This is a genomic window from Streptomyces canus (assembly GCF_030816965.1).
GTDB classification, from domain to species: domain Bacteria; phylum Actinomycetota; class Actinomycetes; order Streptomycetales; family Streptomycetaceae; genus Streptomyces; species Streptomyces canus_E.
The window spans coordinates 7,764,720-7,777,007 of record NZ_JAUSYQ010000002.1 but is presented as its reverse complement, the minus strand read 5'-3'; the positions used below and the strand labels follow the sequence as shown (position 1 = coordinate 7,777,007).

Below are 12,288 nucleotides of genomic sequence, written 5' to 3'. Positions count from 1 at the left end.
GTGCACCTGGGCCAACAAGGCGACGGCCTCCTCTCATCCCTTGCCGAGCAGCAGACTGAGCAGGTCGAACTCCTTCGCCGTGAGCTGGACGGGCACACCCTGCGGCCTATAGGCGTCCACGGCCGACCCCGGCCGACTCCTCACAGCGGTCGACGAGTTGCTGCGCCGGCACCCGCCGATGAGGTGATCGTCCTCCACGCCTCCGCCCACCCTGACGAGCGGGCGTTCGAGGCGCCCGACACGCTGGACCTGTCCCGCACACCGAATCCGCACGGGTCCTTCGTGGACGGCCCCCACCTCCGCCCTGGGACCGACTTCGCACGGCGCCAGCTGGGGGCCTTCCACCGGGAGACCTGCGCGCGCTGCCCGCGCCGCGGGGCGTGGGCGGGCCCGAGCGGCTCGTGTCGAACTTCATCGACGGGATCAAGTCCCTGTGCGTCCGTGTGACATGAGAACCTGAAGACGGGAGAGGGGTTCGGACGTAGCCGTCGAGGTGTGTGCCGACAGGGGGTCCTCGGTGTTCGGGGCAGAGTTGTTCACCCAGACCGCTGCCGCCGCAGCGGGCACGATGGTCGGGCTGATGACCACGGATGCCTGGCAGGCGGCCAGGCATCGGATCGCGCGGATCCTGCAGCGGGAGGACGTGGAACGGCTGGAGCGGGCGCGGGCGGAACTGGATGCCGCGCCGCCGGGGCGGCAGCAGGTCATCCTGCGGGAGCAGCGGGACGATCTGGACACGACCCTGCGTACTCTGCTGACCAGGGACCCCGCACTGTCCGGTCTGCTGACCGAGTTCGTCCAGGAGTTCTCCGGCTTCGCACGCCCGGTCTTCATCCAGGTCCAGCAGCCACCGGCGCCGGTGGAGCCCGTCCGGGCCCCCGGCGCGCTGACCGTCGCGCCGCCCCTGGGCCGGCTCGACCGCCGGGTGCGTGGCCGTGAGTCGCTCCTGGACACGCTCAAACAGCTGGTGGGCAAGCCGACTTCGGGTGTGCGGGTGCTGCACGGCATGGGCGGGAGCGGCAAGACGACGGTCGCCCTGGAGATCGCCGCCCACGCCGCCGCGCTGAACGTCGACGTGTGGTGGGTGACGGCGAAGAACCCGGCCACGCTGAGTGCGGGGATGCGCGAGGTGGTGGCCGCGCTCGGCACGCCCGCGGATCTCATCGACCGTGCGTGGTCGGGGCGTTCGAGCGCGACCGACCTGCTGTGGCGGCGGCTGTGCGACACCGCGAGCCCGTGGCTGCTGGTGGTGGACAACGCCGACGAGCCCGAACACCTGGCGCCCTACGGCCGGTTGGCGGAGGGCACGGGCTGGATCCGGCCCGCCGCGGAACTGCCCGGCCTGGTGCTGATCACCAGCCGGGACAGCAGCCCCACGACCTGGGGGCCGTGGGCGACGCTGCATTCGGTGGACGCCCTGGAGGAGGCCGACGCCACCGAGGTGCTGTGGGACCTCGCCGGGGAGCGGGCCGGTTCACGTGAGGACGCCCGGCTGCTGACCCGGCGGCTCGGCGGCCTGCCCCTGGCGCTGCGCATCGCGGGCTCGCATCTCGCGGCGGCCTCGGCGTTCCCCGCCTGGCCGGGCACGACGACCGTGCGGACGTACGCCGACTACCGCGTGGCCCTCGACGAGCGCTTCACCGAACTCCTCGACGAGCGCCCGCCCGGGCGGCAGGGCAGCAACTACTCCGTCCCGGTGACCGGTACCTGGGAGCTGTCGCTGGATCTCCTGGAGCGGCGGGGCATCGCCCAGGCCCGGCCGCTGATGCGGCTGCTGTGCTGTCTGGGCGAGGCGCCGGTGCCGCTGCTCGGCCTGTTACGACCGGACCGGCTCGCGGACTCGTCGCTGCTGCCCGGCGTCACGCCCCAGGAGCTGTACACCGCGCTCACCTCGCTCGCCGACTTCGGTCTGGTCGAGCTGCACACCCCGCCCGGCGGGGACGACCACACCCGCACCCTGCTGATGCACCCGCTCGTCCGGGACGCCGGCCGGCTTCAGCGGGACCTCGCCGAGCACATGAAGGAGTACGCGGCCGTCGTCGCCGACCTGGTCGTCTGCGCCACCGCCGAGCTGAGCGAGGACGACCCGCGCGACTGGCCGCGCTGGCGGCTGCTGCAGCCGCACTGCGACGCCCCGCTGGCCCTGATCGGCGACCCGTACGAGGCGGAGGACGAACTCGTCTCGAAGGCGCTGCGGGCGGCGGCCGCCGGGGCCCGGCATCTGATCAAGAGGGGCTGGCTGGACCGGGCGGAGGAGGTGCTGGGGGCGTGCGAGCCGGTGGTGCTCGCGTGTGGTCCGCGTGACCCCGACGCCCTCGAAGTACGGTCCGCTGCGGCCCACTTGCTCCATCTGCGGGGTCGGCTGGCGGCGGCCGAATCGCTGCTTCGCGCGGTACTGGAGGACACCCGGGCCCTGTTCGGCGACGCGGCGGGCGAGACCGCCGACGCCCGGTACGCACTCGCGAACCTGCTCAACGGCCGGGGTCGCCCGGTCGAGGCGGCGACCGAGTACCGCGCGGTCCACGCCACGCGCCGGACCCTGCTGGGCGAGCGCGACCCCCGGACCCTCGCGGCTCGCAAGGGTGTGGCCTGGATGGCGCGCTACCGAGGGTTGCTCGCGGAGGCCGAGGAGGACTACCGCCTGCTCCTGGACGCCTATCGGGAGACACTCGGCGCCCATCACCCCGACACCCTGGTCACCCGGCACGAGATGGCCCAGGTGCTGCACGAGCGCGGGATGTTCCGGCAGGCGGAGCAGGAGCTGCGGGAGACGCTCCAGGTGTGCGCGGACGTACTGGGCGAGCGCCACCCGAGCACTCTCGCCGTCCGCCACGACCTCGCGGACGTCCTGCGCGACCGCGGCCTGCTCGTGGAGGCCGAGCACGAGTTCCGTACGGTGCTCGGGCTGCGCGCCGACGCCTACGGCGAGGACCATCCGGAGACCGTGGCCGCCCGGCACGGCCTGGCCACCGTGCTGCGCGACCGGGGCTGGCCCACCGACGCGGAGACCGAGTTCCGGGAGGTCTTCGAGGTTCAGCGCAGGCTGCTCGGCGACATGCACCCGCACACCCTGGAGGTCCGCCACAACCTGGCCGACCTGCTGATGGAGCGCGGCCAACTGGAGGCGGCCGAGGCGGAGTTCAGGGAGGTGTACGCGGCGCGCCGCGAGGTGCTCGGCGAACAGCACCTGCTCACCCTCTCGGTACGGCACGGCGCCGCGCACGTCCTGCATCTGCGGGGCCGTACCGACCGGGCCGAGGCCGAGTACCGCACGGTCCTGGCGGACTGCGTGGACACGCTCGGCCCCCGCCACCCCGGCACGCTGGCGGTCCGGCACAACCTGGCCGACCTGCTCAAGGACCAGGGCCGGTTCGCGGCGGCGGAACAGGAGTTCAGGGAGGTGTACGAGGCCCGGCGGACCGTACTGGGCGAACAGCACCTGCTGACCCTGTCCGTACGGCACGGCGCCGCGCACGTCCTGCATCTGCGCGGGCACGTCGAGCAGGCGGAGGCGGAGTACCGGACGGTGCTCGCGGACTGCGTGCAGACGCTGGGGCCACGGCACCCGGGGACCCTGGCGGTACGGCACAACCTGGCCGACCTGCTCTGCCTCAAGGGTGAGTTCACGGCGGCCGAGGCGGAGTTCGCGGAGGTACGGGAGACCTGTGAGGAAGTGCTGGGACTACGGCACCCGCGCACCCTGGCCGCCCGGGACGCCCTCGCGCGTCTGCGTTCCAGGGACGGCGATCAGGCGCCGAGCGATCCCGACTCGGCGACCGCCGGCTCGTAGCCCGGGAAACGGGCGGGGATCTGCCGCAGGTCCCACAGCGCGAGCGCCTTGTCGTCGTAGAAGTCGTCGGACTCGTCGTCCCCGATGATGCGCAGCGGTTCGGGCAGACCGAAGGGTTCCTTGCACAGGTCGATGGGGCGCCACCAGCCGGTGAGGATGTCGGTGTTGGCGGGCGTCCGGGAGAAGGTCGTGGTGAGCAGATAGCGCGAACCGCTCTCCCGGAAGCGGGTCAGCGCCTCCACCACATGCTGGTAGGAGAAGTGCACGAGGGCGTCCCGGCACACGATGAGATCGACGCGCGGCACGGGCTGGGCCGTGAAGTCGAGCAACTGGAACTCCCGCCCGGGGCCGGGGTGGGCGGCGCGGTTGGCCGTGATGAGCTCCGCGACGACGTCCCCGCCGAGATAGGAGGCGCCGTGCAGGTCGACGTACTGCATCCAGTTGAAGTCCCCGCACGGCGCGTCCAGCACCGAGCGAACACCCAAGTCCTTGATGAGGGCACCGAGTTGGCCGATCACCCGCTTCATGCGCTGGAGCTCGGAGCCCGGTCCGGAGCGGGTCTCGTGGGAACCCCAGCGGTTGGTGCGGTAGATGTCCGTGAACACGTCGTGCAGGTCGGCCTCGGCACGGGCGACCGTGACGTCGACGTAGCGCCGTGCGTGCACGTCGTAGACGGGCTCCCCTGGATTGCTCAGGTACCGCGGGGTCAATGACGTCCTCTTTCGCTGCCCGTCGGCGGGACGTATGGCAGCCCACCTGTACAGGTCGGCAGCATAACGCTCCTCAGGGCCGCACCTGGATGAGCGCATGGGTCCCGCTGGTCCGCCAGCGCCGCCCCTCCGCCTCGACCAGCGCGGCCTCCGTACGGCCGTCGAGCCCGGTGATCACATCGGACTTCAGGGTGCGCAGGGCGGCGACCGGACCCGGGAAGTACGCGGTCACCTCGGCGAAGGACGTGGTCGGCGCCCACCATCGATCCCCCACCAGGCGCCGGTAGTTGAGGTCGCCCTTCAGGACCGTCAGCGCGGCCCCGCCGATCTCCGCACGAAGGTCGTCCGGCATGTCCGCGTACGGCAGCGGAGCGCAGGAGAAGGCATGCGCACGGACACTCAGCCGTCCGTCGGCCATGGCGTCCCACAACCGGCGCCCGTACTCCGCGGCCTGCCCCGGTGCCCGCACGAGCCGGCGCAGCGCGTCGACCACGTCGGCGGTGGTCGCGTCGGAGACGTAGTAGGGGTAAGGCTTCACGTGCAGGACGGCCCGCTCGACACGACCGTGTTCCAGGAGGTGAGCCAGCAGCAGCAGGTCGGGAATCAGCTCGCGTCCGGCGTTGTCGGCAATCAGGCAGAGGGTGCCGGCACCGTCGAGCAGCGACCAGAGCTTGTCGCTGTCGTCGGTGACCAGATCCGGTACGGCGTCCCGCCTTTCGGCCTCTCCGTCGGAGAGCCGGAACCCGAGGTCGGCCCGGTTTCCCCACAGTGATCCGTGCAGCAGAGCCGTCCTCTGCTCCTCGGCCGTCCGGGAGGCGAGTTCGTCCAGAGCTGCCAGCTCGTGGTCGGTCTCCGGGGAGTCGAGTTCGGCGAGCTTGGAGGGCCGGAAGGGGTCGATGCCACGCCAGGGCCCGTCCCCGAAGTAGCCGACGGCATCAAGGAGGCGCCGATAGAAGTAGCTCTCGGACCACAGCCACGGCACGTCGAACCAGGACTGCCCGACGTGGTCATTGATTCCCCACTCGCGCCACGCCCCGTCGGGGAGTGGTTCGATCACTCCTTCGGTGCAGCTCTCGAGCAGCGCGTCAAGCGCCCGGTGCTGTTCGGGCCCGTAGGGAAAGGCCTCCCGCACCTGCCCGATGATGGCGGGGTGCCGCTCGGCGAGCACGCTGTACGGAAAGGACTCGGGTGCACTGCCGAGGATGACAGCCGCGCTGGGAGACATGCCCCGACTGTAGCCACCTGCGGGCGCGGGGCTGAGGCCACCCACCGGCACGTGCCGGAACCGGGCTCACGCGCTCCGGGACTCCTGCTCCAGCTGACTGACAAGAGCCAGATACCGCGCACGTCGAGGAACCGGCACCAGCCCCCGGATCATGACGTGCCACATCTCCGCGAGCCGCCGCGGCTGCCGCCCCACCGGCTCCAGGTGCCGCCCCACCACCCGCGTCCCGACAAAGAAGCAGACAAGCGAGTGCGCCACCGCTTCCACGTCGGTGTCCGGATGGAGGTCGGACTCCTTGACCGCACCCAGCAGCTTCCCGGTGGCCAGGTCGAGCCACTCCGTGAACGGATGCCGAAGCGGCGGCCGCACCTCGACCCCGCCCGTGGCGAGCCGGAGTCCGGCGCGAAGCACCGGCCCCTCGACCGACAACCGCGCTATCCCGAAGGTGATGCGGACCAGGGCCTCCATCGAGGTGTACCCCCGGCCCTCCACCTCCCCCGCCAGCTGCTGCGAGGCCCGTGACTGGATCTCCATGATCGCGTGTGCGAGATCGTCCTTCGCCGCGAAGTGGAAGTACAGCGCGCCCTTGGTGACTCGGGCGTGCTCGACGATGTCGCTGAGACTGGTCGATTCATAGCCACGACGGTCGAACAGATCGGCGGCGGCGGTGAGTATCGTCGCTCGGGTCTGTTCAGCGCGTAACTGCCTCGGCATCGACTGCACACTCCTGTGACGGAAAAGAACGGGTCATGCCGTTTGTTTCTATCCCTGTACAAGATAACTCACCCTGCGACGGCACCCACCCGGCACTCGAAGACCACCGACTCGCCTTGCAACGCGACGACTTGTACGTCGTCGCCGTCCTCTGCGCTCACTTCCATCCAGACCGGCCGGTCGAGCTCCGCGTACTGGTGGAACGCGGCACGGAAGGAGGCCGGCACCCGGCTCTCGTCACCTCCGTGCGCCCGTACGGCCTGGCGGGCGGCCTCCAGGAGGAGCATGCCGGGGATGTGGTCCAGCGGGTGATCGAAGAAAACAGGATGTGCGGTATCGACGCGGAGCCGCCAGCGACCCGGGCGGGCCGCGGGCGACAGGAGTACGTCGGCGCGCAGGGCCCGCCCCACCGTGTCGGCCGGCAACGGCGTGGGGGGCGGCTGGGGCAGCCGCAGGACGCCGACGTCGGCGGTCCGTCCTCCGCGCAGTCGGCGGTAGACGGACTCGTTCGTCCAGGTCACGGCGATGCCGCCGGTCGCGATCCGTTCGCCGCCCAGGCGTACGACGGCGTCGTAGCGCAGTGCGGCCGGGCGGCCGGCACGGCGGCGGACCTCTCCGACCGTGATGTCGATGACGGGCTCGGCGGGGGCGGCGCCGACGGCCAGGTGCTCGGGGCGCGTGTCGACACGCAGTTCCCGCAGGACGAACTGATGACCCAGCGGGACCTCGTACGCCGCGTGGGCGAGCAGCGCCCCGCACTGGCGGACCGTTTCTGCAACCAACAGCGGTTCGTACGCCGAACGGTCCGGGGACACGTGTAACTGATGGGTGCGCGGCCACTGGGCGGTGATGGTGAAACGATCGGCGTCCGTCCTGGTCCAGCCGGTGAGGAGGACCTCCGCGACGGCCACGCGGTGCACGAATTCACGGGGAACGGTCGCCGTCAGCACCCCCGGTCCGGCCGGGGTCCGCGTGAACTGCCGCGACTCTGGCATGTCTCCCCCTCGTTCCTCCGAAGCGATGACGGACGGCGAGGTGCCCGTGCCGGTGAGCGCTAGAGTACGAGGGATTCCGGTCTGTTTTCAATGTGGCCTGATCGAGACCGGACAGGATCCGAACTCGGCGCATGGGAGGGGTTCTTATGGCGAGACAGGAGCGCGCCATCAGGACACGCAGGGCGATTGTGGAGGCCGCGGGCGCCGTCTTCGACGAGCACGGGTACGCCGCGAGCACCATCGCGATGGTGCTGGAGCGGGCCGAAGTCACCAAAGGCGCCCTGTACTTCCACTTCCCCTCCAAGGAGTCCCTGGCCCAGGCGGTGCTCGACGAGCAGTTGTCCCTGGGGGCCGTACCGCCGCATCCGTGCAAGGTGCAGGAGATCGTCGACATGACGTTCGTCTTCGGGCAGCGGCTGCGGACCAACTCCCTGCTGAAGGGGAGCGTCCGGCTGACGGTGGACCAGTGCGCCCCGCCCGGCGTCGATCACACGGGACCGTTCCGGCAGTGGAGCGAGCACCTGTTGGCGATGCTTCAACAGGCACGCGACCAGGGCGAGTTGCTGCCGACAGTGCAGCCGCCGGACACGGCGGACCTGCTGGTGGGGGCGTTCGCCGGGGTTCAGCTGATGTCTCGGGCTCTTCACGGGCGGGAGGACCTCGGGCACCGGATCTCCGTCATGTGGGCTCACCTGCTGCCGAGCATCGCGGTGCCGGGACTGCTGATCGGCCTCGACAGCCGGCCCGACCGCGGGGCCCGCGTGCTGGCATCGGTGGAAAGCGGTGAACCGGTGGGCGCCGAGGCGTGATTCCGGGCGGATGGAGGTGCCCGTCCCCGGCGCGCGCCGACGCAGGACGGGCCGGCCGGTGCCCCATCCGCACCGGCCGGCCCATCCGTTCAGGGGAGTGCGCTCAGAAGGTCAGCTTCCAGCCGTTGAGCGTGCCCGTGTCCTGCGCCGCCGTGTCCTGGACGCGGAGCTTCCAGGTGCCGTTGGCCGTCTCGGATGAGGCGTTCACGGTGTAGGTGGTGTTGACGTTGTCCGCGGAGTCCGAGGAGCTCGCCGGCTTCAGGCTGTACACCGTGCCGTCCGGGGCGACGAGGCTGATCGCCAGGTCACCGCGGTAGGTGTGGGTGATGTCGACGCCGACCTGGAGGGCCGAGGGGGCGTTGCCGCTGCGGCCGCTGACGGCGATGGAGGACTCGATCGCGGAGCCGTTGTCCGGGATGGAGACGGCGGTGGTGCTTGAGTAGGTCGTCCCCGTCGTCGTACCGCCGCCGCTCACGGCCGCGACCGTCTTCGCCGCGTCCGCCAGACCCGCGCCGCAACCGCCCGAGCAGGCGCCCGGCAGCGGACGGGCGTTGTTCTTGATGGCGGTCTCGATCTGTGCCGGGGTCAGCGAGGAGTTCGCCGACTTCACCAGTGCGACCAGGCCCGCGATGTGCGGGGTGGCCATGCTGGTGCCCTGGTAGTAGGCGTACGACTCCGAGGCGGGCGTCGAGGCACCGGAGTTGAGCGTGGACAGGATGCCGTTGGCGGTGCCGGTGCTGGTCTGGCCGCCGGGCGCCGAGATGTCCACCAGGGAGCCGTAGTTGGAGTACGAGGCCTTGGCGCCGGCGCGGTTGGTGGCGGCGACCGAGATGATGTTGTTGCAGTTGCCCGGCGAGTGGCCGGAGACGTTCTCGTTGTCGTTGCCGGCGGCCACGACGACGGTCGTGCCGCGACCGACGGCGTTGTTGATGGCGGTCTGGGTCGCCGAGGTGCAGGCGCCGTCGCCGCCGAGGCTCATGTTGATGACCTTGGCGACATTGGTGTTGGCGGGCACGCCGGAGACGGTGCCGCCGGACGCCCAGGTGATGGCGTCGATGATGTCGGAGTCGTAACCGCCGCACTTGCCGAGGACGCGCACAGGGGAGATCTTCGCGCCGTACGCGATGCCCGCGACACCCTTGCCGTTGCCCGTGACCGCGGCGATCGTGCCGGCGACGTGCGTGCCGTGCCACGAGGAGCTGGAGGCGGGGATGCCCGAGCCGCACTCGTTGGCCGCGTAGTAGTCGCCGGGGTCGGCCGGGTTGCTGTCGCGGCCGTTGCCGTCGACCGAGACCGCGGTGTCGGAGATGAAGTCGTAGCCGCCGACGATGTTCGCGGCGAGGTCGGAGTGGGTGACGTAGCCCGTGTCGATGACGGCGACGGTGACGCCGCTGCCGGTCGAAGTCGGCCAGGCACCCGGCACGTTCATGCCGGCGGTGGACTCGAACAGGTCCCACTGCTTGGCGTACTCGGTGTCGTTCGGGTCGGCCTGCGGCTTGTTCAGGCGGTCCGGTACGACATAGGCGACCTGCGGATCCGCCGTGAACTCGGCGACGGCGTCGGCGACTTCGGCCTTGCTGGGGTCCGCGCCCAGGTCGACGAGGGCGGCCCCGGTGCCGAGTCTGCGCTGGAAGTCGGCGTCCTTGGCGGCGGCGTCGGCCTCGGCGGCCTTGTTCGACGTGGCCTCGGCGGCGCCGGTCCTGTATCCGACGATGAGGCGCTCGGCCTGGACGCCGGGGGCGGCCTCGGTGAGCGCGGCCGGGACGGCGGCTTCCTGGGCGGGGGTGTCCTGGGCTACGGCGACGGAGGCCGTGCCGACCGAGAGCAGGGCCGCGGAGACGGCGGCGGCGGATATCAGCTTCCGCCGGAGGGAGGGGGAGGTACGCAAGGGCTTGCCTTTCGTGGCCGTGCTCCGGGCAGCGCGGAGCGGCAGTCGAATCGCTTCGTCGGTGAAGCAGCGGGGGGTGAAGCCAAGAGCGCGGCGGCCGGCCAGACGGAGACGCATGACCCGTTCGGGGTTACCTGTGGGTCAGCTGTGGTCGAACGATAGGCAAAGAGCAGGTCATGCGGATACAGGGGAAACCCTTGATCCGGCCGAGAACACACCCTCAACGGTGGCCGGTTGACCGATGGTGGCGGCTTTGCCCGCCTCTGAGCGGGGCGGACGAACCGGTGCGCCGGTGAACGCGTGAGGCCCGTTTCCCGTACTGCACGAAGCCCGTAGTTCCCGCGCCGCCCGAGGAGGCGTTCCGGATGGCCCGGATGCCCTGGACCACCGCCCGTCGCACGAGTGCGGCGGTCGCCGCCCTGTCCCCGTTCCTGCTGACCGTGTTCGCGGCGGCTCCCGCGCAGGCCCACGGCGCTCCCACGGATCCGGTCAGCCGGGTCTTCGCCTGCTCCCCCGACGGCGGCTCCTCGGGCACGGCGGCATGCCGCGCCGCCGTGGCGGCCAACGGCTCGCCCTTCACGGCGTGGGACAACCTGCGGGTCGCGAACGTGAACGGCCGGGACCGGCAGACGATCCCCGACGGCAAGCTGTGCAGCGGCGGCCTGCCCGCCTACCAGGGCCTCGACCTGGCCCGCTCCGACTGGCCGTCGACCCGGCTGTCCCCCGGCGCGACGCTGACCATGAAGTACGTCTCGACGATCCCGCACACCGGCACGTTCCGGATGTACCTCACCGAGCCCGGCTACGATCCGTCGAAGCCGCTGAAGTGGTCCGATCTGCCGGAGCAGCCGTTCGCTCAGGTGAAGGACCCGGCGCTGACGGACGGCGCGTACCGGATCAGGATGACGCTGCCGAAGGACCGGACGGGCCGGCAGGTGCTGTACACGATCTGGCAGAACAGCAGTACGGCGGACACGTACTACTCGTGCTCGGACGTGGTGTTCCCGGCAGCGGCAGACAAGAACGGGGGCGGGGCGAGCGCCGCCGCGTCGCCGACCCGGTCGAAGGCGGCGGAGAAGCGGCCCGCCAGGAGTGCGGCGCCGACCACCGCCTCACCCACGCCGACGCCTTCCGTGGCCCGTTCGGCGGGCGGCGCCGTCCCCGACTCCACTCCGGTGGCCGCCGACGCCGACCCCGCTTCCGGGCCTTCCGCGCCCATGCTGGCGGGCGGCGCCGCCACGGTGCTGGTGCTCACCGGGGGCGCCGCCCTGGCGCTTCGTCTGCGCCGGCGCTGAACTACGCGGTCACGGAGTTCAGTTGACGTAGACCGCCTCGCCGCTCGCGGTCACCGGGCTGTACTTCGCGGTCCAGAAACCGCTGGCGGGGCACAGCGAGGAACCGGACGTCCGGCTGAACTGCTGGTTGGCGAACTTGATGCTGTTGTCGGTGTTGTCGGCCGTGCCGGACAGGCCGGACGCCGCCTGGTAGACACAGCTGACGCTGCCCAGCAGGGTGCGCAGCACGACGGTGGTCTGGATGGTGGTACCGCTCGCCGGGGTCACGGCGACGGAACCGTCGGAGGACACGGCGGTGGTGTACGGCAGGTTGTTCACCGTGATGCTGGTGACGCCGAGGACGCCGACCACGTTCGAGGTGCAGTTGCTGAAGGTCTGCCCGGTCAGGGACTCGGTGGCGGTACCCGGGGCGGTCGGGTTGCCGTCGACCGTGGCCGTGAACGTGGAGGCCGAGCAGCTGATCCCGCTGGTGCCCGTCGCGCTGGAGTAGAGGGTCGCGGTGGTCCCCTCGGCCAGGGACGCACTGATGGCCGTGCCCTCGGCGACGTTGGTGCCGCCGACCCCGCCGGTGGTGAGAACCGCGACGTCGGCCGCGGCGGCGGGGGCGGACGCGGCCACGGCCACGGGAAGCGCGAAGGCGGCGGCAGCGGCGGTGAGGGAGAGCAGAGAACGCATACGCATGCGGGGTTGCCTCTTTCCTGAGGTGAGGGTGGGTGTGGGGGGCGCGGACGCATGTCGGCGTCCGCCGTCGCCGACCCGTCACGCCTTCTCCGTACGTGACGGACCGGCAACGGCAGCCGGCCGGTGACCGTCCGGACACCCCATGGGGGAGGGCTCCGGCCGGGCCGGGCGGGAGGTGGCG

At 71.3% G+C, this 12,288-nt stretch carries 10 protein-coding genes; 3 read left to right on the top strand and 7 right to left on the bottom strand.

What is annotated here, in order from left to right:
* Positions 1 to 33 precede the first annotated feature (33 nt).
* Positions 34 to 198: a helix-turn-helix domain-containing protein gene (locus tag QF027_RS36680; protein ID WP_307079455.1), complete on the bottom strand. Its 165-nt coding sequence runs from the start codon at positions 196 to 198 to the stop codon at positions 34 to 36.
* A gap of 319 nt (positions 199 to 517) precedes the next feature.
* Here QF027_RS36680 and QF027_RS36675 point away from each other — a divergent pair, with 319 nt between their 5' ends.
* Positions 518 to 3,790 (top strand): tetratricopeptide repeat protein, encoded by a 3,273-nt coding sequence (locus QF027_RS36675; protein ID WP_307079453.1) that lies wholly within the window; start codon positions 518 to 520, stop codon positions 3,788 to 3,790.
* Here QF027_RS36675 and QF027_RS36670 read toward each other — a convergent pair.
* From QF027_RS36670 to QF027_RS36655, 4 genes are all read right to left on the bottom strand, one after another.
* The gene (locus QF027_RS36670; protein WP_307079451.1) at positions 3,748 to 4,500 is read right to left on the bottom strand and encodes a class I SAM-dependent methyltransferase; all 753 of its coding nucleotides are present in this window, start codon (positions 4,498 to 4,500) and stop codon (positions 3,748 to 3,750) included. The two genes, QF027_RS36675 and QF027_RS36670, sit on opposite strands and share 43 nt — an antisense overlap.
* 73 nt (positions 4,501 to 4,573) lie before the next feature.
* Positions 4,574 to 5,725 carry a damage-control phosphatase ARMT1 family protein gene (locus tag QF027_RS36665; protein ID WP_307079449.1) on the bottom strand — a complete coding sequence of 384 codons (1,152 nt, stop codon included), beginning with the start codon at positions 5,723 to 5,725 and terminating at the stop codon, positions 4,574 to 4,576.
* Positions 5,726 to 5,791: 66 nt separating this feature from the next.
* Positions 5,792 to 6,439: a ScbR family autoregulator-binding transcription factor gene (locus tag QF027_RS36660; RefSeq protein WP_306974976.1), complete on the bottom strand. Its 648-nt coding sequence runs from the start codon at positions 6,437 to 6,439 to the stop codon at positions 5,792 to 5,794.
* A gap of 68 nt (positions 6,440 to 6,507) precedes the next feature.
* Complete coding sequence (locus QF027_RS36655) at positions 6,508 to 7,434, bottom strand: ScbA/BarX family gamma-butyrolactone biosynthesis protein (protein ID WP_307079447.1); 927 nt, start codon at positions 7,432 to 7,434, stop codon at positions 6,508 to 6,510.
* Positions 7,435 to 7,580: 146 nt separating this feature from the next.
* Here QF027_RS36655 and QF027_RS36650 point away from each other — a divergent pair, with 146 nt between their 5' ends.
* Positions 7,581 to 8,243: a ScbR family autoregulator-binding transcription factor gene (locus QF027_RS36650; RefSeq protein ID WP_307079445.1), complete on the top strand. Its 663-nt coding sequence runs from the start codon at positions 7,581 to 7,583 to the stop codon at positions 8,241 to 8,243.
* 103 nt (positions 8,244 to 8,346) lie between these two features.
* Here QF027_RS36650 and QF027_RS36645 read toward each other — a convergent pair whose 3' ends face one another.
* A complete protein-coding gene (locus tag QF027_RS36645) occupies positions 8,347 to 10,131 on the bottom strand; it encodes a S8 family peptidase (protein ID WP_306974981.1) in 1,785 nt (594 codons plus the stop codon).
* Between the two features lie 374 nt (positions 10,132 to 10,505).
* Here QF027_RS36645 and QF027_RS36640 point away from each other — a divergent pair, with 374 nt between their 5' ends.
* Positions 10,506 to 11,426 (top strand): lytic polysaccharide monooxygenase, encoded by a 921-nt coding sequence (locus QF027_RS36640; protein ID WP_373432087.1) that lies wholly within the window; start codon positions 10,506 to 10,508, stop codon positions 11,424 to 11,426.
* 18 nt (positions 11,427 to 11,444) lie between these two features.
* Here the strand turns inward: QF027_RS36640 and QF027_RS36635 are convergent, their stop codons facing one another.
* Positions 11,445 to 12,107: a Tat pathway signal sequence domain protein gene (locus QF027_RS36635; RefSeq protein ID WP_307079442.1), complete on the bottom strand. Its 663-nt coding sequence runs from the start codon at positions 12,105 to 12,107 to the stop codon at positions 11,445 to 11,447.
* Positions 12,108 to 12,288 lie beyond the last annotated feature (181 nt).